20 protein-coding genes and 1 pseudogene are annotated in these 19,394 nt (G+C 67.8%); 12 read left to right on the top strand and 9 right to left on the bottom strand.

Annotated features, from left to right (window positions below):
* Nucleotides 1-189: 189 nt before the first annotated feature.
* The 3 genes and pseudogenes from C7T91_RS17970 to C7T91_RS17980 form a co-directional block, all read right to left on the bottom strand.
* The gene (locus C7T91_RS17970; protein WP_108260441.1) at nucleotides 190-624 is read right to left on the bottom strand and encodes a dienelactone hydrolase family protein; all 435 of its coding nucleotides are present in this window, start codon (nucleotides 622-624) and stop codon (nucleotides 190-192) included.
* Between the two features lie 202 nt (nucleotides 625-826).
* Nucleotides 827-919 (bottom strand): annotated as a pseudogene (locus C7T91_RS17975) (IS5/IS1182 family transposase); the annotation flags it as partial.
* Nucleotides 920-1,307: 388 nt separating this feature from the next.
* A complete protein-coding gene (locus C7T91_RS17980; RefSeq protein WP_108260442.1) occupies nucleotides 1,308-2,111 on the bottom strand; it encodes a response regulator in 804 nt (267 codons plus the stop codon).
* A gap of 91 nt (nucleotides 2,112-2,202) precedes the next feature.
* Here C7T91_RS17980 and C7T91_RS17985 point away from each other — a divergent pair, with 91 nt between their 5' ends.
* Genes C7T91_RS17985 through C7T91_RS18005 form a run of 5 tightly spaced genes read left to right on the top strand, consistent with a single transcriptional unit; the run spans nucleotide 2,203 to nucleotide 6,408 of the window.
* Complete coding sequence (locus tag C7T91_RS17985; protein ID WP_108260801.1) at nucleotides 2,203-2,352, top strand: NepR family anti-sigma factor; 150 nt, start codon at nucleotides 2,203-2,205, stop codon at nucleotides 2,350-2,352.
* Nucleotides 2,349-2,906 (top strand): RNA polymerase sigma factor, encoded by a 558-nt coding sequence (locus C7T91_RS17990; RefSeq protein WP_108260443.1) that lies wholly within the window; start codon nucleotides 2,349-2,351, stop codon nucleotides 2,904-2,906. Before C7T91_RS17985 ends, C7T91_RS17990 begins: the two co-directional genes overlap by 4 nt.
* A gap of 13 nt (nucleotides 2,907-2,919) precedes the next feature.
* Complete coding sequence (locus C7T91_RS17995) at nucleotides 2,920-4,677, top strand: sensor histidine kinase (protein ID WP_145962930.1); 1,758 nt, start codon at nucleotides 2,920-2,922, stop codon at nucleotides 4,675-4,677.
* On the top strand, nucleotides 4,674-5,663 hold the full coding sequence (locus C7T91_RS18000; RefSeq protein WP_108260445.1) for an amidoligase family protein: 990 nt from the start codon (nucleotides 4,674-4,676) through the stop codon (nucleotides 5,661-5,663). Before C7T91_RS17995 ends, C7T91_RS18000 begins: the two co-directional genes overlap by 4 nt.
* A 13-nt stretch (nucleotides 5,664-5,676) precedes the next feature.
* Nucleotides 5,677-6,408: a gamma-glutamyl-gamma-aminobutyrate hydrolase family protein gene (locus C7T91_RS18005; RefSeq protein WP_108260446.1), complete on the top strand. Its 732-nt coding sequence runs from the start codon at nucleotides 5,677-5,679 to the stop codon at nucleotides 6,406-6,408.
* A 363-nt stretch (nucleotides 6,409-6,771) separates the two neighbouring features.
* Here the strand turns inward: C7T91_RS18005 and C7T91_RS18010 are convergent, their stop codons facing one another.
* Genes C7T91_RS18010 through C7T91_RS18025 form a run of 4 tightly spaced genes read right to left on the bottom strand, consistent with a single transcriptional unit; the run spans nucleotide 6,772 to nucleotide 11,577 of the window.
* The gene (locus tag C7T91_RS18010; RefSeq protein ID WP_108260447.1) at nucleotides 6,772-8,202 is read right to left on the bottom strand and encodes an ATP-binding cassette domain-containing protein; all 1,431 of its coding nucleotides are present in this window, start codon (nucleotides 8,200-8,202) and stop codon (nucleotides 6,772-6,774) included.
* A complete protein-coding gene (locus C7T91_RS18015; protein WP_108260448.1) occupies nucleotides 8,199-9,047 on the bottom strand; it encodes an ABC transporter permease in 849 nt (282 codons plus the stop codon). Before C7T91_RS18015 ends, C7T91_RS18010 begins: the two co-directional genes overlap by 4 nt.
* On the bottom strand, nucleotides 9,044-9,985 hold the full coding sequence (locus C7T91_RS18020) for an ABC transporter permease (protein ID WP_108260449.1): 942 nt from the start codon (nucleotides 9,983-9,985) through the stop codon (nucleotides 9,044-9,046). Before C7T91_RS18020 ends, C7T91_RS18015 begins: the two co-directional genes overlap by 4 nt.
* The gene (locus tag C7T91_RS18025) at nucleotides 9,985-11,577 is read right to left on the bottom strand and encodes an ABC transporter substrate-binding protein (protein WP_108260450.1); all 1,593 of its coding nucleotides are present in this window, start codon (nucleotides 11,575-11,577) and stop codon (nucleotides 9,985-9,987) included. Before C7T91_RS18025 ends, C7T91_RS18020 begins: the two co-directional genes overlap by 1 nt.
* Before the next feature lie 365 nt (nucleotides 11,578-11,942).
* On the opposite strand from C7T91_RS18025, the gene C7T91_RS18030 reads away from it, so the two are divergent.
* From C7T91_RS18030 to C7T91_RS18060, 7 genes are all read left to right on the top strand, one after another.
* Nucleotides 11,943-13,124, top strand: coding sequence for an amidohydrolase (locus C7T91_RS18030; protein WP_108260451.1), 1,182 nt, complete (start codon nucleotides 11,943-11,945; stop codon nucleotides 13,122-13,124).
* 204 nt (nucleotides 13,125-13,328) lie between these two features.
* A complete protein-coding gene (locus C7T91_RS18035) occupies nucleotides 13,329-14,117 on the top strand; it encodes a transporter substrate-binding domain-containing protein (RefSeq protein WP_108260452.1) in 789 nt (262 codons plus the stop codon).
* Nucleotides 14,118-14,148: 31 nt separating this feature from the next.
* Nucleotides 14,149-14,808 carry an amino acid ABC transporter permease gene (locus C7T91_RS18040; RefSeq protein WP_108260453.1) on the top strand — a complete coding sequence of 220 codons (660 nt, stop codon included), beginning with the start codon at nucleotides 14,149-14,151 and terminating at the stop codon, nucleotides 14,806-14,808.
* The gene (locus tag C7T91_RS18045) at nucleotides 14,805-15,455 is read left to right on the top strand and encodes an amino acid ABC transporter permease (RefSeq protein WP_108260454.1); all 651 of its coding nucleotides are present in this window, start codon (nucleotides 14,805-14,807) and stop codon (nucleotides 15,453-15,455) included. The genes C7T91_RS18040 and C7T91_RS18045 overlap by 4 nt, the downstream gene beginning before the upstream one ends.
* A 37-nt stretch (nucleotides 15,456-15,492) precedes the next feature.
* The gene (locus C7T91_RS18050) at nucleotides 15,493-16,176 is read left to right on the top strand and encodes a M15 family metallopeptidase (RefSeq protein WP_108260455.1); all 684 of its coding nucleotides are present in this window, start codon (nucleotides 15,493-15,495) and stop codon (nucleotides 16,174-16,176) included.
* A gap of 12 nt (nucleotides 16,177-16,188) precedes the next feature.
* Nucleotides 16,189-16,461, top strand: coding sequence for a spike base protein, RCAP_Rcc01079 family (locus C7T91_RS18055; protein ID WP_108260456.1), 273 nt, complete (start codon nucleotides 16,189-16,191; stop codon nucleotides 16,459-16,461).
* A gap of 5 nt (nucleotides 16,462-16,466) precedes the next feature.
* Nucleotides 16,467-17,225 carry a winged helix-turn-helix domain-containing protein gene (locus C7T91_RS18060; protein ID WP_161555976.1) on the top strand — a complete coding sequence of 253 codons (759 nt, stop codon included), beginning with the start codon at nucleotides 16,467-16,469 and terminating at the stop codon, nucleotides 17,223-17,225.
* A gap of 182 nt (nucleotides 17,226-17,407) precedes the next feature.
* Here C7T91_RS18060 and C7T91_RS18065 read toward each other — a convergent pair whose 3' ends face one another.
* Nucleotides 17,408-18,334 carry a VPLPA-CTERM sorting domain-containing protein gene (locus tag C7T91_RS18065; protein ID WP_108260457.1) on the bottom strand — a complete coding sequence of 309 codons (927 nt, stop codon included), beginning with the start codon at nucleotides 18,332-18,334 and terminating at the stop codon, nucleotides 17,408-17,410.
* Nucleotides 18,335-18,657: 323 nt separating this feature from the next.
* Nucleotides 18,658-19,251, bottom strand: a complete 594-nt coding sequence (locus C7T91_RS18070) for an HNH endonuclease family protein (RefSeq protein WP_161555978.1) — start codon at nucleotides 19,249-19,251, stop codon at nucleotides 18,658-18,660.
* Between the last annotated feature and the right edge of the window lie 143 nt (nucleotides 19,252-19,394).

A 19,394-nucleotide genomic window follows, 5' to 3' on the forward strand; every position in this document is an offset into this window, starting at 1 on the left:
CGCCGGACCGCCTGCCACCGCCTGCGGTTGCGGGCGGGGCCATGCACCGGCGAAATCCGGCAAATTTTCTTTTCTTTGTGAGAATTCGCACGTTTCCCGGCGGCGGAAGCCGCTAGTCCGGCAGGTGCGGCGGGCCGGATCTGCCTGCTGTCCCCGCAGGCCTATGCAGATGCGCACCGCCATCACCTGCTACCTGCCTGGAGCGGGCAGCCCGGAGAGGAAAGCCCCCACTTCCTCCCGGGCACGCCCGCGCAGCCCGGCATCGAAGACCAGCGAGGAGAGGAAGGATTTCTCGCGCTGGTCGAAGCCGTGATCGGCTTCGGGAATTTCCGCGACCGAGATCCGCGCCCCCTGCCCGGTCAGCCGCTCCGCCATCCGGCGGCAATCCGGCGTGCTGACGATGCTGTCCTGCCCGCCGAGGATCATCAGCGCCGGCGGCGCGGCCGCCCAGCCGGTACGCGCCGCGCCGTTCAGCGCCCCGCAATAGGGATAGAGCAGCACCGCGCCGCGGATCCCCGCCAAGAGCTCCGCGGGCGGCGTCTGCCAGTCGCCGTGCGCCCGGGCAAGGCGATGCGCGCCACGGGCAAGGCGCGGCAGCACCGGCAGGGCTTCCTCTTGCGCCATGGCCGCGCCTGTCCGGGACGGCCGGGCCGGTCCGCGCCAGCGGCAAATCCTCCGCAGCGGGAGAAACGCGCCATTTTGCAGCGATGCGGGATGGTGACTTCCAAGGTTTTCCGGCGACATGACAGGAGGAGGAAGGCCAAGCACGGACAGCTCGGGCAGGCTTGCCATGACCCCGTTCGCCAGCGGGCCCGCCCCTGGGAAACGGCAGGCCAAGGCGGACCTTGAGGCGGCTGCAGGCCCGGATCGCAGCGTCGCGGCTTGCCTGCTGGCGGCCACGCCGACCGGATGGCCTCGCTGCCTCAACGCCTGATTGCAGCAGCGCGAGTTCGCGGTCTTGCACGCCGTCTTCGGAGGTCTGCCCATGCCGCCCGGCTGCTGCATCGGAGCCACGAGGTGCCCCCTGATCTCCTTTGTGCCGCAAGGCTCCAAGGCGCCGGTGGTCCCGGCGGCGCCATGGCCCCGCTCCGCGATCCGCCTGCGGCAAACCGGCCAGCGGCTGCCGCCCGCAATCCCGAGGTCCCGCGCAATCGAAATCTCCGGACTGCAGCATGCCGTCTTCGCGCGGTCAAAGCCCCGCAGCTCCGGGCAACGGGGCGCGGTCCGGCAGACCTTCCGGATGCCCGGAAAAAAGGGGAGGGCCGCCGGCGCGCACCCCTCCCCTTCCAAGCGCGCCGGCGCGCGGTTCAGACGGACAGTTCTTCGGTCGAGGACAGGAACAGCGCCTGGCTGACCGCCGAGCGGACCTGGTCCTCGTTATAGGGCTTGGCGATCAGGAAGGCCGGCTCCGGGCGTTCGCCGGTCAGAAGGCGCTCGGGATAGGCGGTGATGAAGATCACCGGCAGCTCGCCGAAATGCGCCAGGAGCTCGTTGACCGCGTCGATCCCCGAGCTGTCATCCGCCAGGTGGATGTCGGCCAGCACCAGGTCCGGCTTTTCGGATTTGCCGAGCTCCACCGCCGAGCTGGCGGTGCGTGCGATGCCGGTCACCTCGTGGCCGATGCCCGAGACGATGCCCTCGAGATCCATAGCGATGATGGTTTCGTCCTCGATGATCATCACGCGGCCCGCGGCCCGGTCGGCCATCTCGTCGCGCGCCTTCTCGATCAGCAGGCGCACCGCGTCGACGGTCTCCTCCATGATCTCGGCGACTTCGGCATCGGAAAATTCCTCGATGCTCGACAGCAGCAGCGCCTCGCGCGTGCCGGCGGTCAGATGGTCGAGACGGCGCTGCGCCTTTGCCATCGCGCCGGTCTCGCCCGCCTCGATCTGGCGGCCGGAGCTGGCCCAGATGGCGTGGAAGGTGCGGTACAGGCCGACGCGCACCGACGAGCTTTCCGTCACGGCCGAGGCATTCTGCAGAACCGCCTCGAGCGTGGCCACCGCATACTGGTCCCCGCTGGCCTGGCTGCCGGTGAGGGCCCGGGCGTAGCGCCGCAGATAGGGAAGTTCCGCCGCGACCGAGTCTGCGAGATTGATGTCCTGGCTCATAGCTTCCAACTTTTTTTGATGCACTCGGGAACCGAACCCTATCGCAGGCGTTTTGTTCCGCGCGGCCAAAAAAATATTGCACGAGGACCAGATGGCAAGCCCCACGCCAGACAAGGATGCAGTCCAGAAACAGATCGACGAGAATCTCAGGAAGATTTTCGAAGAGACTGCCAACGAGCCCATTCCCGATCAGCTCACCCAGCTTCTCGACAAGCTGCGAGAGCAGGAGACCCGAAAATGAGCCACCCCGATCCCCGGGAAGAACTGATCGCGCTTCTGCCTTCGCTGCGCGCCTTCGCGATGAGCCTGACCCGCCAGCCTGCCGCGGCTGACGACTTGGTGCAGGACACCGTGCTGAAAGCATGGAGCAACTTCGACAAGTTCCAGACCGGGACCAACCTTCGGGCCTGGCTTTTCACCATTCTGCGCAACACCTATTACTCCGACCGCCGCAAGAAGGTGCGCGAGGTGGAGGACGGCGACGGCGTGCTGACCGCCCAGCTGTCCGAAAAGCCCGCCCATGACGGCCGCCTTGCGCTGCGCGATTTCCGCGTCGCCTTCGACCAGCTGACCGACGAACAGCGCGAGGCGCTGATCCTGGTCGGGGCGTCCGGCTTCTCCTACGAGGAAGCCGCCGAGACCTGCGGCTGCGCCGTCGGAACGATCAAGAGCCGCATCAACCGCGGCAGGGCCCGCCTCGCCGAGCTGATGCATCTGAGCGAGAACGAAGCGATGGAAATGACCGATCCGGCGACCATGGCGGTGATCTCCGCCGGCCGGACCGCCACCGCGTAAGGAAATTCCGCCCGTGCCCACGTCCCCAGTGAAGTTCCATCGGCGCCTGACAGTCCGGCTGATGCTGTTCCTGTCGCTTGCCCTCGTGCCGGTGGGGCTTCTGGCCGTGCTGCAGACCCGCGAAGTGGTCCACCGCATCGCGGCCCAGACCGAAGCGCGGCTGGCGGACGAAACCCGTGCCGCCGCCCGCCGCAGCCGCGAAGACATCCTGTGGGCCTTCGGTGCCGCCGCCGGCCTCGGCCAGGCGGTTTCTGCCGTCCCGGGCAGCACGGCGAGCTGCATCGAGACGATGCGCACCTTCACCGAGGACCATCCCGAGGTCGCCTCGGCCGGGCTCCTGCTGCCGGACGGCCAGGTCCGCTGCGCCTCCACCGGCGAATTCTACGACGTGTCCGACTGGCCGATGCTGGCCGATCTGCGCGAGAGCCCGCGGCCCTACGTGAACTATGCCGCCAACCCGGCCGTGTCGCACCGTCCGGTGCTGACCGCGATCGTGCCGGTTATGGAGGGCGACGCGCTGGAATCCTTCCTCTTCGTCTCGCTCGAGCACGGCATGATCGCCCCGCCCGGCGACAGCGGCACCGGCGCGGTGTTCAAGACCTTCAACCGCGACGGCACGGTGCTGACCAGCTCGGACGGCGACGAGGAGGCCAGCCGCCTGCTGCCCGCCGACCGCGAACTCGCCTCGCTGGCCACCGATACCGGCATGACCTTCCGCGCCGAGAGCCGCAGCGGCGTGCCGCAGGTCTATTCGGTCAGCCCGATCATCGACGGAACGGTCTATGCGGTGGGCATCTGGGCCCCCGAAGTGTCCCAGCCCGGCCTCGTCGGCATGGCGGTGGCGATCCCGCTCTTCCCGATCCTGATGTGGCTCGCGAGCCTGCTCGTCGCCTATGTCGCCGTCGACCGGCTGGTGCTGCGCCATGTCCGGCGGCTGCGCTACGACCTGCGCCGCTTTGCCCGCAACCGCAGCCTGCCCCTGGGCTCGACCCGCGACATGCCCGCCGAGATCGCGGAGATCTTCGACACGTTCCTCACCGCCAGCGAGACCATCCTGCGCGACGAGGCCGATCTGGAGATGCTGATCCACGACAAGAACGTGCTCCTGAAGGAAGTCCACCACCGGGTGAAGAACAACCTGCAGCTGATCTCGTCGATCATGAACATGCAGATGCGCAAGCTGAAGGCGCCCGAGGCCAAGCATGCGCTGAAGCGGCTGCAGGCGCGCGTGCTGTCGCTGGCCACCGTGCACCGCACGCTCTACCGCACCGAGAATCTCGGCGCCGTGCAGGCCGGGCCGCTGCTCAAGGACCTGGTCGAGCAGCTCGCCGAATTCGCCGGCCCCGCGCGCAAGACCGAGATCGAGACCCGCTTCGACCGCATCCGGCTCTATCCCGACCAAGCGGTGCCGATCAGCCTGCTGACCACCGAGGCGATCACCAACGCGCTGAAATATGCCGGTAACGAGAAGGGTCGCCCGGGCTGGATCCGGGTAACGCTGATCGACGAGGGCGGCGGCCATGCCTGCCTGACCGTCGAGAATTCCAAGGGCCCCGTTCCGGTCATGCCGGGCGAGGCGGTCGGCTCCTCGGGGCTCGGCACCAACCTGATCCGCGCCTTCGCCTCGCAGCTCGGCGCCGCGGCCGAGATCGATGACGGTGGCCAGGCCTACCGCCTGACCTGCCGCTTCGTCGTGCAGGGCTTCCACGAGGAGCCCGCCCATGGCACGCTGCCCGAAGAGGATGGCGAAGAGGAGCTGTCGCCCGCATGACCCGCAAGCAGGGAACCGGCGGAGATCTGCCGCGTTGTGACGAGATGGATCATCTGGACTTGCTCGACCCCGCACGTGCCGACACGCCCGCCGGGCGCCGCGTCGGCGTCGAAATCGAATTCGCCGGTCTCGGCGAGGACCGCGTGGCCGAGCTCGTCGCCGGGCATCTCGGCGGCGAGATCACCCGGACCGGACGGTTCGACCGCGAGGTCAAGGGCACACGGCTGGGCGACATCCGCATCGAGCTCGACACCTCCTTCAAGGACAAGCTGGCCAATGCGCCCGAACTGGTCGGCACTCTCGCGCATCAGGTGATCCCGGCGGAGATCATCACCGGCCCGCTGCCGGAAACCGCGCTGCCCGAACTGGACAAGCTGGCGGAAATCATGCGCGAGGCCGGCGCGGAAGGCACGCGCTCGGGCCTGACCGCCGGGTTCGGCGTGCATTTCAACCCCGAACAGACCGATGCCGACGTGTCGGCGATCCTGCCGGTGATGCAGGCCTGGGCGGTGCTCGAGCCGTGGTTCCGGCAGCACGAACCGATGAGCATCGCGCGCCGTGCGCTGCCCTTCACCTCGCCCTGGCCCGAGGCTCTGCGCGCCGCGCTGCTGCAGCTCGACCCGGCACGGACGCAGATGTCCGAGCTGATCGACCTCTACCTGACGCACGCGCCGTCGCGGAATTTCGGCCTCGACATGCTGCCGCTCTTCCGCTCGATCGACGAGGACCGGGTAACCGCCCGGCTCGGCGCCGACGCGCCCTCGGCCCGGCCGACCTGGCATTTCCGCCTGCCCTCGAGCCGCATAGACGAGCCCGGCTGGACGGTCACCGGCGAATGGGAAAAATGGCGCACGGTCGAGGCGCTGGCCGCGATGCCGCGCCTGCTGGAGCGGACCGCGCGCGACTGGCTGCAGAATTTCCGCGGCCGCCCGTTTTCCGAAGGCGCCTGGGTCGAGCGGCTCGACCGGGTGCTGCGGGACCACTGAGGCGGAGCGCAGCATGGCCAGGCCCCTGATCGGCGTCACCGTTTCGCGGCGCTCCGGCTGGCGGATCTTTCCGCTGGTCGCCTTCAACATCTGGCTAGCGGGCGGGCGCGCCGTGCGCTGGCAGGCCGGGCGCGAGGCCGATGTCTCGGCGGTGCACGGGCTGGTGATCGGCGGCGGCGACGACATCTCGCCGGATTTCTACGGCGGCGAATTCGTCACCTCCGCCCGTCTCGACCCGGCGCGCGACGAGCTGGAGCGCCGCCTCGTCTCCGAGGCCTGGGCGCAGAACACCCCGATCCTCGGCATCTGCCGCGGCGCGCAGATGATCAACGTGGCGCTCGGCGGCACGCTTCACCAGGACGCCTACAAGGTCTATTCCACCAGCCGCCATGTCTGGACCGTACTGCCGCGCAAGACGGTCAGCACGATGAAGGGCTCGCGGCTGGCGCGGCTGATGGGCCGGACCGGCCTCAGGGTCAATGCGCTGCATTCCCAGGCGGTCAAGGATCTGGGCGACGGGCTGGTGGTGGCTGCCCGCGACGAGGGCGGCATGATCCAGGCGGTCGAACGGATCCGCGACCCTTTCGCCCTCGGCGTGCAGTGGCACCCCGAGCACCTCTTCTACCTGCGCCGCCAGCGCCGGATTTTCCGCGCGCTGGTCACCGCCGCCCGTGCCGGCCGCGACCGCCATGGCCAGATCGGCGCCGTCTGCGAAGAGGCCGATCTGGAGCCCCTGCCCGTCTGAGCCCGCCCGGGAAGAGCGCAGGCCGATCGTGACTGCACCCTCCGGAACACCCGGCGACGTTTCCGGACTGTCCGACTGCGCGGCGGCGTGGATGTTCCGGCGCGATCTTGATGCGAGGTTGTCCGGCCGTGACATACCGGCCGCCAGATCGGTCCCGCCATGCGGCTGGAGCGCCGGAAATGGCCGCGGCCTGCCTGCGAAAGGGGTGGGCGGGGGGAGCACGGCCCCGTCCGGGCGATCGCCCGGCGCGGCCTCCATGCCAACGCGCAGCGAGCGCGCCCGCCAGAGCTCCGGCCCCTCCCCCGAAACTGCGCCGCACCGGCTGCAAGCGCGCGGACTGTCGCCAGACACAGTCCGGGCACCTCAAGGCGGGAGGGCGTCTCTCAGGCCCAACCTGTCCCGAGTCCAGCACCCGGGCGGTCTTCCGGACGAACGGAGGTTTCCCCGATCTGCCCGGCACGGCACACGGCTCCCGCGCAGGCACCGCCCGGCGGCTGCACGCGGACTGCCCGGCTCCAGGCAGTCGCAGTTGCCGCAGGCTGGCCATGACACCGTCATTCCGGACGGCGACCGGCCCTGCTTCCGCGCCGCATGCGGAGCGGCATTTCGAGCGGGATCATCTGGCAGCTGCGCAGCGTGCGCACGGGCGGACGGAAGAATGCGCCAGCCACCGCGCCTTGCCGGACGGTCGGCGCAAACGGCGGCCGCAGGAACCGCATCGCAGAAGTAAAGACGCCGGGCGGCAAGCCCGGCTGGACGCCGCCCGTTCCCGTTCGCCCCGGCATGCCGGTTATCCTCCCGGACTTGCTCCGGAAAAGACAGAGGCGCCGCAGGCCCCGCCGACATCGAAGCGGGGACCGGTCGGACATTTGCCGCAGGGCCGCCAGGCCTGCGGACCTCGACCGGCCGCGGTCCGGCTGCTAGATCCGGTGCGCGGCGCCGGGAAGGCGCCCGGAGGACAGTCCATGACCGCGATGCCCGCGCCGGCGTGCCGGCTGCGGCGGTCGGGTCCGGCACCGCCGCCATCAGCGCGCGGGTATAGGGATGGGCGGGCGCGGCGAAGAGCGTGGCGACCGGCGCGGTCTCGACGATCCGCCCGGCATACATCACCGCCACCCGGTCGGCGATCGCGGCGACCACGCCGAGATCATGGGTGATCATAACCACCGAAGCGCCCGAGGCGCGGCGCAGATCGGTCAGCAGGTCGAGGATCTGCGCCTGCACGGTCACGTCGAGCGCGGTGGTCGGCTCGTCGGCGACGATCAGCTCGGGCCCGCAGGCCAGCGCGATCGCGATGGTCACCCGCTGGCGCATGCCCCCGGACAGTTCGTGCGGATACTGGCCCATGCGCTTTTCCGGATCGGTCAGGCCGACCTGCGCCAGCAGCTCGACCGCCCGCGCCCGGCGCGCCTTGCGCGACAGGCCGGTATGCAGCCGCAGCGGCTCGGCCAGCTGGTAGCCGATGGTCAGCACCGGGTTGAGGCTGGTCATCGGGTTCTGGAAGATCATGCCGATCGACTTGCCGAGGATGCGCCGGGCTTCCTTCCGGCTGGCGGTCAGCATGTCGGTCGCGCCGAACAGCGCCTCGCCGGTGATCCCGGCATTGGCGGCGCCGAGCATGCCGGTGATCGCCGAGAGGGTCACCGACTTGCCGCAGCCGGATTCGCCGACAATGGCCAGGGTCTCGTCGCGGGCGACGGTGAAGGAGACGTCCGAGGCGGCCTGCAGCCGGCCGCGCGGCGTGTCGAAGGCGACCGAGAGGTTGCGGACGTCGAGAAGCGGCGTGCCGGTCATGCGCGGGCCTTTCGCGGGTCGAAATGGTCGCGCAGTCCGTCGCCGATGGTGTTCACGGCCAGGATCGTGACCGTCAGGGCTGCCGCCGGGGCGAAGATCGCCAGGGGCTTCAGCTGCCACAGCGCGCGGGCGTCGCTCATGATGTTGCCCCAGGAGGGGATGTCGGGCGGGGTGCCCGCGCCGATGAAGGTCAGCACGGATTCCGTCACCATCGCCGAGGCGCAGATGAAGGTCGCCTGCACCGACAGCGGCGCCAGCGTGTTCGGCAGCACGTGGCGCAGCACGATCGCCGTGGCCGAGCTGCCCGAAAGCCAGGCGGCATCGACGAAGACGGAGGAGCGCAGGCTCAGCGTGACGGCGCGCACCACGCGGACCATGCGCGGCATCTCGGCGAGGGTGATCGACAGGATCACCGTGCCGAGCCCGCTGCCCGCCACGGAAGCGAAGCAGATCGCCAGGAGCAGCGAGGGGATCGCCATCAGCCCGTCGGTGATCCGCATCACCACGGGATCGAGCCATTTCAGGAAGCCCGCCAGGAGGCCCAGCATCCCGCCGGCCAGCGTCGCGGCCAGCGCCACCGACAGGCCGGTGGCGAGCGAGACGCGGGTGCCGTAGACCAGCCGGGCCCAGAGATCGCGGCCCATCATGTCGGTGCCGAGCCAATGCTCGGCGGACGGATCGCGCAGCCGCGCGGTCGGGGCGATCTGGCCCGGATCGTGCCAGGCAAGGAACGGCGCGAAGACCGCGGCGAACGCGATCAGCAGGAGCGCGCCGCCGCCCCACCAGAGCCGCGCGCTGCCGCGGAACCGGAGGACGGAAAGAGCGGGAAGGGACAGTCGGGTCACAGGCGCACCCTCGGGTCGAAGACCCCGTAAAGCAGGTCGAGGCAAAGGTTGATCGCGACGTAGACGAAGCTGAAGAACAGCACGATCCCCTGGATCACCGGATAGTCGCCGCGCAGGATCGCGTCGATCAGCAGCCGCCCGAGTCCGGGAATGGCAAAGACGCTCTCGGTGGCGACGGCGCCGCCGATCAGGAGCGCGATGCCCATGCCGATCACCGTCGAGACCGGCAGCGCGCAGTTGCGCAGCGCGTGGACGAAGAGGATGGAGAGGTCCGAACAGCCCTTGGCGCGGGCGGTCTTGATGTAGTCCTGCGCCAGCACCTCGATCATCGCGGCGCGTGTCGTGCGGGCGATCAGCGCGATATAGGAGGTCGACAGCGCCAGCGAGGGCAGCAGGATGCTGGCGAGCCAGGGGCCGGCGCCGTTTTCCAACGGCGCATAGCCCTGCACCGGCAGCCAGCGCAGCTTCAGCGCGAAGACGAAGGCCACGCAGTAGCCGACGACGAAGACCGGCACCGAGAAGCCGGTGAGCGAGATCGCCGCGATGCTCCGCTCGAGGATCGAGCCGGGGCGCCAGGCCGCCAGCACGCCTGCCGGGATCGCCACCGCGACGGCGATCGCCGTGGTCAGCACCATCAGCGACAGGGTCGGCTGCATCCGCTCGGCGATCAGCGCCGCGACCGGCTGGCCGGAGAACAGCGAATTGCCGAAATCGCCCTGCAGCACCGCGCCGAGCCAGGCGGCGAACTGCACATGCAGCGGCCGGTCGAGGCCGAGATTGGTGCGGATGCGCGCGATGTCCGCCGCCGTGGCATTGTCCCCGGCGAGGACTGCCGCCGGGTCTCCCGGCGACAGGTGGAGCAGGGCGAAGACGGTCAGCGCCACCATCAGCGCGACGACCGCCCCCGATCCCAGCCGTCTTGCGAGAACCAGCGCCATCACGCGGGCTCGACACCCCAGAAGAGCGGCAGCGGCGCGGCCTCGATGCCGGTGATCGAGTTGCGCCAGGCTTGCTGCTCGAGGTTGAAGCCCGCGAGGCCGAAGACCACGGTCTCCATCGCCGCGGCGTTGATCTTCTCGGCGGCGGCGCGTTCGGCCTCGGGGGTCTCGGCGGCGTACCACTCGGCGATCCCGGCCTGCACCTCGGCGCTTTCCGGCCAGCCGAACCAGGCATCGTCGCCGCCGGCCTGCAGGCCGATATAGGCGGCCGGGTTCACGCAGTCGGTGCCCGAATGCGAGGTGTGGAAGATGTTCCAGCCGCCCTCCTCGACCGGCGCCTTGCTCTGGCGGCGGACCTGGATGTTGCCCCAGGTGGTTGCGACATAGTCGATTTCGAAGCCGAGCTGGCGCATCAGCTCGGTGGTCACGTCGCCGATCGCCCGGTTGTTGGCGAGGTCCTGTGCCACCATCACGGTGATCTTCGTGCCCGCGAAGCCGGCATCGGCGATGATCTTGCGGGCGGCTTCCAAGTCGCGCGGCGCCTTCATGATCTCGCCGCCGATCTCGTTGTAGAGCGGCGTGCCGGGCGTGAAGTAGCCCGCCATCGGCTTCCAGTAATCGGGGCGGTCGCCGACCAGGGACACCATGTAGTCCTGCTGGTCCATCGCCATCAGCACGGCGCGGCGCACCTCCGGGTTGTCGAAGGGCGGCTGGAGGTGGTTGAAGCGCACCGCGTTGACGGTGCCGAGCGCGTCGGCGATGCCGGTCTCGACATCGGGGCTGGCCTCGAGCAGCGGCGCCAGATCGGGCAGCGGCGCCTGCACCCAGTCGACCTCGCCGGTGATCAGCGCGTTCACCGCCGTCGCCGGGTCCGGGATGGTGATCCATTCGATCCGGTCATAGGCGACGACCTTGCCGCCGGCCAGCCAGTTCGACGCCTCGTCGCGCGGCACGTAGCCTTCGAATTTCTCGAAGACCGCGCGGGCGCCGACCTGCCATTCCTCCGCGACGAAGCGCATCGGGCCGCTGCCGACGAATTCGGTGATCTGCTCGAACGGGTCGGTGGCGGCGATGCGGGCCGGCATGATGAAGGCGCAGGGGGCATTGGCCTTGCCGAGCGCGAAGCGCATCTTGGCGAAGGGCTCCTTCAGGCGCCATTCGAAGGTGCTCTCGCCGGTCGCGGCCAGTCCTTCCTCGATCTCGGCGATGCGCTGGCCCATCACGTCGCGCTGCTTCCAGCGGTCGAGGCTCGCCACCACGTCCTCGGCGGTGACCGGGGTGCCGTCATGGAACATCAGCCCGCCGCGCAGGGTGAAGCTCCAGACCAGCCCGTCTTCGGAGACGCTGTCGCTTTCGAGCATCTGCAGCTGCGGGACCAGCTGGTCGTCGACGCCGTAGAGCGTGTCCCAGACCAGCATCGCGCCGTCGCGCACCACATAGGCGGTGCCCCAGATCGGGTCGAAATTGGTCAGGTCGCCATCGGGGACGAAGCGCAGCGTGCGCGGCGCGGCCTGGGCCAGCGCGCCGCCGGGGCGCGCCGCGGCCAGGAGGGCGGCCGAGGTGGCGGCCTGGAAGAAAGTCCTGCGTTTCATGCGGATGCTCCTGTCTGTTGGTCCTGGGAGGGCGGCAGGGACTGCCGGGGGTCATGCGTTCCGGGGACAGGTCTAGGAAGCGTCCGCCAAGCGGCCCAGCACAATGACATGATCTATGCGCTAAATGTCATTAGGTCGGGACATTATGCTGATAATTTCGGCGACCTGACGGATTTTGGGGCGGAAATGCCGAATTTTTCGGGGATTTCGGCGCTCGTCGTCCGATCCTGCTGTCTGCGGCCGCCTGAAAAGCCTAGCGCTTGCCGCAGGATGGATCGCGCGGCACCGGATGGTCCGGCGCGAAAGCCATTTTGTCACGCCAATTTCGCGCGCCCTAGCCGCGCCCCACGTCCACAGGAGATGTCATGACCGACCTGCAGCAGCATTTCGGAGCCGCGCTTCCCGAGATCCGCGGCTGGCGCCGCGCGTTCCATGCCGATCCCGAACTGAGCCTCGGCACCGCGCGCACCGCCGCGCGCATCGCCGAATTGCTCGGGAGCTTCGGCTGCGACGCGATCTTCCGCGATGTCGGCGAAAATGCCGTGGTCGGCGTGATCCGCGGGAAGGAGGGACCGGGCGTCATCGGCCTGCGGGCCGATACCGATGCGCTGCCGATGCAGGAGCAGAACGGTTTCGGCCATGCCTCGGCGACGCCCGGACGGATGCATGCCTGCGGCCATGACGGCCATACCGCGATGCTGCTCGGCGCCGCGCGCCATCTGGCGGCGGAGCGCAGTTTTCCCGGCACCGTCGTGCTGATCTTCCAGCCGGGCGAAGAAGACGCCACCGGCAGCCGCGCGATGATCGAGGCCGGGCTGATGGAGCGCTTCGGCATCCAGGAAGTCTATTCGATGCACAACTGGCCGGGGATCGAGGCCGGCAGCTTCGCCATCCGCCAGGGGCCGTTCTTTGCCTCGACCGACCATTTCGACATTGTCGTGACCGGCCGCGGCGGCCATGGCGCCAAGCCGCATTACACGATCGATCCGGTTGCCGCTGCCTGCGATCTGGTCGGCAGCCTGCAGATGATCGTCAGCCGCAATGCCGACCCGACGCTGCAGGCGGTGATCTCGGTGACCAGCTTCGAAACCTCCTCGACCGCCTATAACATCATCCCCGACCAGGTGCATCTGCGCGGCACGGCGCGGACGCTCGACGGCGGCCAGCAGGACATGATCGAGCGGCGCATGCGCGAGGTCTGCGAGGGCGCCGCGCGGCAATCCGGGGCGGAGATCGCCTTCGATTACCGCCGCAAGAACCCGGTGGTGCGCAACGCTCCCGCCCAGACCGAGGCGGCGCGGCAGGCGGCGCGGGCGGTGTCCGGCGGCTGCGCCGAGGCGGGCTACAATCTGGGCGGCGACGATTTCGCCTTCATGCTCGAGGAACGGCCCGGCGCCTATATCCTGATCGGCAACGGCCCGTCCGCGGCGGTGCACAATCCGCTCTACGACTTCAATGACGACATCATCCCGGCCGGCTGCGCCTGGTGGGTGGCGCTGGCATCGGAGCGGCTGGCGGCGCTTGCCGGGGCGCCGGAAGCGGTCTAATTGTTACTACAATGCATAACAAAAGAGCAGGCTGCGCGAAAATGACCCGCGATCCGCAGTATCTTGCGCCACGGCGCGGCCGGGAGGGGCAGGGCGCTGGATCGCCGCCGCTGCTCCGGGCTTGATGGACCGGCAACGATGTTCCGACACGCGTCGGGTCCGCTCCGCCCGCGGACGGGCCCGCAGAAACGAAGGTGTTCTTCCATGACCTCCCTTTCCCTGATCCGTTCCGCCGTCCTGGCCGCGGCCGCCGGCCTTGCCGCCTTCGGTGCGCAGGCCGGAACGCTCGACGATATCCGCGAGCGCGGCGCCATCCGCGTCGGCCTGCCCTCCGATTCGCCGCCCTTCGGCATGAAGGCCCCCGACGGCAGCCTCGTCGGCTATGACGTCGAGATGGCGCAGCTGATCGCCGACGACCTCGGCGTCGAGCTGGAGGTCACCAATGCCGTCGGCGGCAACCGCGTGCCGCTGCTGACCAGCGGCCGGGTCGACATCGTGATCTCGAGCTTCGGCAAGAATGCCGAGCGCGACGAGGTGATCGACTTCTCCGAGCAGTACGCGCCCTTCTACAACGGCGTCTTCGGCCCCGCGGATGTCGAGGTCGACGGCCCCGAGGATCTGGCCGGCTATTCGGTCGGCGTGACCAAGGGCACGATCGAGGATCTGGAACTGACCGAAAAGGTTGGCGAAGACGTGACGATCACCCGCTTCGAAAGCGGTGCCAGCGGCTTCAGCGCCTATTTCTCTGGGGCGGTCGATTTCTTCGCCACCGGCAACGTCACTGCTGCCGCGCTGATGGAGAACCCGTCGCTGCCGCGCGAGATCGTGCCGAAATTCCTGATCAACAGCTCGCCGTGCTATATCGGCGTGCGCGAGGGCGACCAGGAAATGGCCGACTACCTGAACGGGGTGATTGCCGAGGCCAAGGCCGACGGCCGGCTCAACGAGATCTCCAAGCGCTGGATGAAGGCGGAGCTGCCGGCCGGGTTCTGATCCGGCACAGGCCAAGGGAAGGAAGCGCAAGATGCCGTTCGACTGGATCATCGAGTACTGGGACATCCTGCTGGGCGGGGCGCTCCGGACCATTGCGCTCACCCTTCTGGCCATCGCGGTGGCCACGCCGGTGTCCGTCCTCCTGGGATGGGCGCTGGTGTCCGGCCCCGGCTGGGGCAGGGCGGCGATCAACGCCTATGTGGAGCTCTTCCGCAACACGCCCTACATGATCCACCTGTTCTTCATCTTCTTCGCGCTGCCGCGCTTCGGCATCGGGCTCGACCCGTTCGGCGCGGCGATAGCCTCGCTCTGCCTGATGGTGGCGGCCTTCGGCACCAAGATCGTCGAGTCGGGCCTGCGCGCCACGCCGCGCGGCCAGCACGAGGCGGCGGCGAGCCTCGGCATGACCGCAGGACAGGCCTTCCGCCATGTCACGCTGGTCCCGGCGCTGGCGCGGGTCTGGCCGGCGCTCTGCTCGCTGGCGACCATGGCGCTGCTCGATTCCGCCGTGGTCTCGCTGATCGCGGTGGAGGACCTGACCTGGGTGACCACCTTCATCGAGACGCGCAACTTCCGGTCCTTCGAGACCTTCTTCTTTTCGAGCCTCGTCTTCCTGGCGATCTCCTACGCGCTGCGGCGCAGCCTCCTGGCCTTCGGCGACCGGGTCCTGTCGCGGGGGATGCGGGCATGATCAGCTACACCAATCCCGAGATCATCGCGGCCCTGCTGCTGGCGACGCGCTACACGCTGGTGCTGTTTTTCGTCGGCGCGATCGGCGGCGGGGTGCTGGCGCTGCTGCTGCTCGTGATGGGCCTGTCGAAAAGCCGGCTGCTGCAGCGGCTGCTCGGCGCCTATGTCGCCTTCTTCCAGGGCACGCCGCTCCTGATGCAGCTCTACCTGCTGTTCTTCGGCATCGCCTATCTCGGCGTGCGGCTGCCGACCTGGGCGGCGGCGGCGATCGCGCTGATCGCCTGGAGCGCGGCCTTCCTCAGCGAGATCTGGCGAGGCTGCGTCGCAGCGGTGCCGCGCGGCCAGTGGGAGGCCTCCTCGAGCCTCGCCATGGGCTATCTCGAGCAGATGCGCTACGTGATCCTGCCGCAGGCGCTGACCCTGGCCGTCGGCCCGACCGTCGGCTTCCTCGTCGACATCATGAAGGCGACCGCGGTGACCGCGATCATCGGCTATGTCGAACTCTTCCAGGCCGGGAATGCCATCGCCAACACCACCTTCCAGCCCTTCAAGGTCTACGGCATGGTGGCGGTGATCTATTTCCTGCTCTGCTGGCCTGTCTCGCTCGCCGCGCGGCGGATCGAGGCCAGATACACTGTTCCCCGCTGATGGCGGCACACCGAAAAACGAACCTCCGGACTGCTCCATGACATCTGACGACAGGCCCCCCGGGGCGATTGCCACCCGCGACGCGATCGCGTCGGGGCGGCTCACGGCCCTCGCGGCCACCGAAGCGCGGCTCGCGCGCATTGCCGAAGCCGAGCCCGGGATCCGCGCCTGGGTCGAGGTCGATGCCGAAGGCGCCCTCCTGGTCGACGCCGCGCAGCCCGAGCCGTTCCCGGTCGAGAGCCGAGGGCAGCAGGAGCTGGTCGCCTTCTACGGGCTGGCCGGACGGCAGGGCGGCTACCGGCCGCCGCTGGTGCAGGTGCCGGTCCCGTGGGTCATGCGGCTGGCCTGGGACAGCTCGGCGACGCGCTCCTTCCTGTGGATCCACGAGAAAGCCGCGGAGAGCGCCGCCCGCGCGCTGGGGCGCATCGCGGCGAGCTACACCGGGGCAGAGATCCGCGACCTCGGGCTCGACATCTTCGGCGGCGATTACGCCCCGCGGAAGATGCGCGGCGCCGACCGCTATTCCCTGCATAGCTGGGGCATCGCCATCGACTTCGACCCGGTGCGCAACGCCCTGCGCGCCGACAAGCGGACGGCCCGCCTCGCGCAGCCCGACGCAGAGCCGTTCTGGCGCGCCTGGGAGGCAGAGGGCTGGACCAGCCTCGGGCGGGACCGGAACTACGACTGGATGCATGTGCAGGCCGCCGCGCGCGGCTACTGACAGGAGAGCAGGATGAGCGACAAGTTCAGGACACATGCCGCAGGGCTGACCAGCCCGGCTTCGGGCGGCATGGCGGTGGTGCCCAGCGATGCGGACGAGCTCGCGACCTGGTCGCGGGCGCTCTATGTCGGGGTGGGGGGCAGCCTCGCGGTGGAGTTGGCCGAGGCGCCCGAGGGCGAGGTGCTGGTGCTGCAGAACGTCCAGGCGGGGATGATCTATCCGCTCAGGGCGCGCAAGGTGCGGGCCACGGGCACCAGCGCGGCCGCGCTGGTGGCGTTCTGGTGAGCGGGATGGACCGTCTCGTCGAGATGGCGCGGAAATGGCAGGTGACCGAGCGCCAGCTGCTGACCGCGCAGCGCTACCTGATGGCGCCCGAGCGCTACCGCCTGGCGCCGTCGCTGCACGGCATCCTGCATGACCTGCTGGCGGAGAACATGCCGGTCGAGAAGCTCGAGAAGGAGCGGGGCTGGCCCGCACGCTCGGCCAAGCAGGTGCTGAAGGTGATCCTCGACGCGCTGATCGAGATCGGCGGCGGCCATGCGGAGCGGGAGGATCGCTCGGAGGAGATCGAGTTCCTGACCGGCGCCCCGGAAGACCACGTGCGCTGGCGGCAGGAATTCGGGATCGCGCCCATCGAGGCGCGGGTCTTCGCGGCGCTCCACGCGGACTTGGGAAAAGTGGTTCTGAAGGACACGCTGCTGCGGCGGGCCTATTGGGGCCGGATCGACGAGGCGCCGTCGCTCAAGATGATCGACGTGTCGGTCTGCAAGCTGCGGGCGAAGCTGACCGGCAGGGCCTGGGCGATCGAAACGGTCTGGGGCACGGGCTACCGGCTGACGGAGGTTGCGGCCTGGGACGGCGAGACGCTTGCCTGGTACGCGGCGCACACGGTGGGGGAGATGTCGCTGCGCGCGGTCGCGCGGGAGCATGGCGTGCATGCTTCGACGGTGATGCGGCGGCTCAACGGGCTGATGGACCGGCTGAGCGAGGCGCAGGAGGCCGAGCTGGATGCGGCGGCGGCCGAATGGTGGGCGACCGCAGGGGGATGACCTCCGGCGGCGGAAGTGCCATGGTGTTCGCCATCTGTTCTGCGAGTCGTCATGCCCCACTATCTCCACGCTCTCTGCCGCTGCGGCCACTGGGGCCGGGTGCCCGTACCGGACGTAACGCGGTTCGACCGGTCCGCGGTCGTGGCGCGCCTCCGCTGCTCGGCGTGCGGCGGAGAGAGCAGTTATGTCGCCGCTCGGCTTTTACGGATCAAGCCAAATGCTGCTAAGCCACCCAGAAGCAAAGGCAACCCAGCGGGAAGCGGGATCGCTGATGGGCTTGTTGTCTGCAAAGCAACCACTTCACCAGACGACGACGTGAATGTAGCAGCGATTTCATTTCCTGAATCGTCAAATAGAGAGAAGCTGTTTAGCAAGGCCGTATTTTCAAAATCAGCGATACCACCGGTGCCGAATAGATTGAAACCCAAAACTGAAAATACCCATTCATAGGTTAGGTAATCCCCAATGGTTACATCGAACACAGCTGTCGAGTATCCAACTATATAGAATTCCTCAGTCGTTGTGGTTCCGTATCCAAAGCGTCCGGTGGTACTGGGGGCGCCTAGCCCAAAGCTCGAATCTAGATTGCCGCCTGCATCAAATATGTCGATATTAGAAAAAAGTTCTGGCACATAGTTCCTTGTGACTGTCCCATTGAAATTGTTGATATAATAAGACGAACCAATTTCAAATCCTACATCTCCGGCCATTGTGCCGTCGTAATGCATCGTGATTGCAACTTGTCCAGAGCTTCCTACTTTTGATGGATCTGAAGGAGTAATTAAGATGCTGTCTGTGATGTGTCCGGACTGTCTATATCCGCTGAACGACTCGGTAGATGGCGAAGTTCCGGAAACCTCTACGAAAGTCTTAACGGTATCAAAAGACGTGCTTGAACGTCCTGTGACTCCATTGTCAGAGCAAGACTTCGTTTGCGTCCCGCTTGCTTGAGGCGTTTGTCCCAGGGACGCAGATACAGGATTGCAATCAACAAATGATACAATTCCTGACGGTGTTGCGGGCGAGGGCTGGCTATGTACGGTAGCTGCATTCACAGTCAACGGTGAAAGAGATAATACGGCAAAAGCCAATGTGCTAAACGACTTCATTTCTTTCTCCAGAATATTAAATACTTAAGCATAAGGTGGGGGCGCAATCGGGACGGTCAAGAGAAATCAGTCTTGGCCGGGGTCTTGCAGTGGTTCTTCGAGATTTTAGACAGATGCTTGATCATATTGAGGCCGCAATGCGCAATTCGAAAAATGTCCGCACCTTGACCTGACACCGTTATCCTGCGGCCGCTGGGGCAGGGCGACGGTTGAAACCGCCGCGGCAGCTGGCGGGAGCGCGTGTCCGGTAATGCCCCATTACCGGAAAGCGTAGGTCGCGAGCACGCCAAGCCTCCGCCGTCACGAAAGAGGACGGAACAGGTTCAGATCAGCGGTGTGCTGTCCCGGCAGCTTTCCTCCTGGAGCCGATCGTACTCCCGGTCTTCCGAGGGTGACAGCTGCAAATCGTACTTGGCCACCAGCGAGACGAACAGGTTGATGTAGGTGCAGCCGTAGGAGGCCAGAGGAGGCATCCATTCGTCGGGCCCGCGGTCGCTCTTGCTGCGGTTCGCCGAGTCCTCGACAGCGAGCAGGTTCTGGTTGTCGTTCGCGAAGCGCTCGCGCATCTCCGGGGACCAGCTCCAAGCGCCGTGTTCCCAAGCCCATTTCTTCGGAATGACATGGTCGATGTCGATGTCGTCGTCATCCGTGAAGGCTTTTCCCGTGTACGGATCGAGCCAGCGACCGGTATCTACCGTGCAGCTGCTCCCGAGACGGTCATAGGTCACCGGCGCGGACGAACTGATGCGCAGGATTTCAGCACGCTTGTTGCCGCATCCGTCAGAGGCGGCAGCCCATCCGGCGAACTCGGCGCTGCCTGGGTACGGGGCTCGGGTCGCGTCGGTCACCGGGGGAGTCGGCTGTACGCAGCCGGAAAGCAGGGTGAGAACGGTGAGTAGGGCTGAGAGCCAGCGCATGAAGATTGCCTCCGAGTGGGGTAGTTTAGGCCCCATTAGGCGATTGACCCTCGGGAGGCCCGCCGGAACGGCGGGGTGCGGCCATAGGTCAGGCTACCACGCCCGCACTCAGCCCTTTGCAGCCGGACGCACCTACTGCAGCA

Origin of the sequence: Mangrovicoccus ximenensis, from assembly GCF_003056725.1 — a bacterium.
In the GTDB taxonomy this organism is placed as follows: Bacteria; Pseudomonadota; Alphaproteobacteria; order Rhodobacterales; family Rhodobacteraceae; genus Mangrovicoccus; species Mangrovicoccus ximenensis.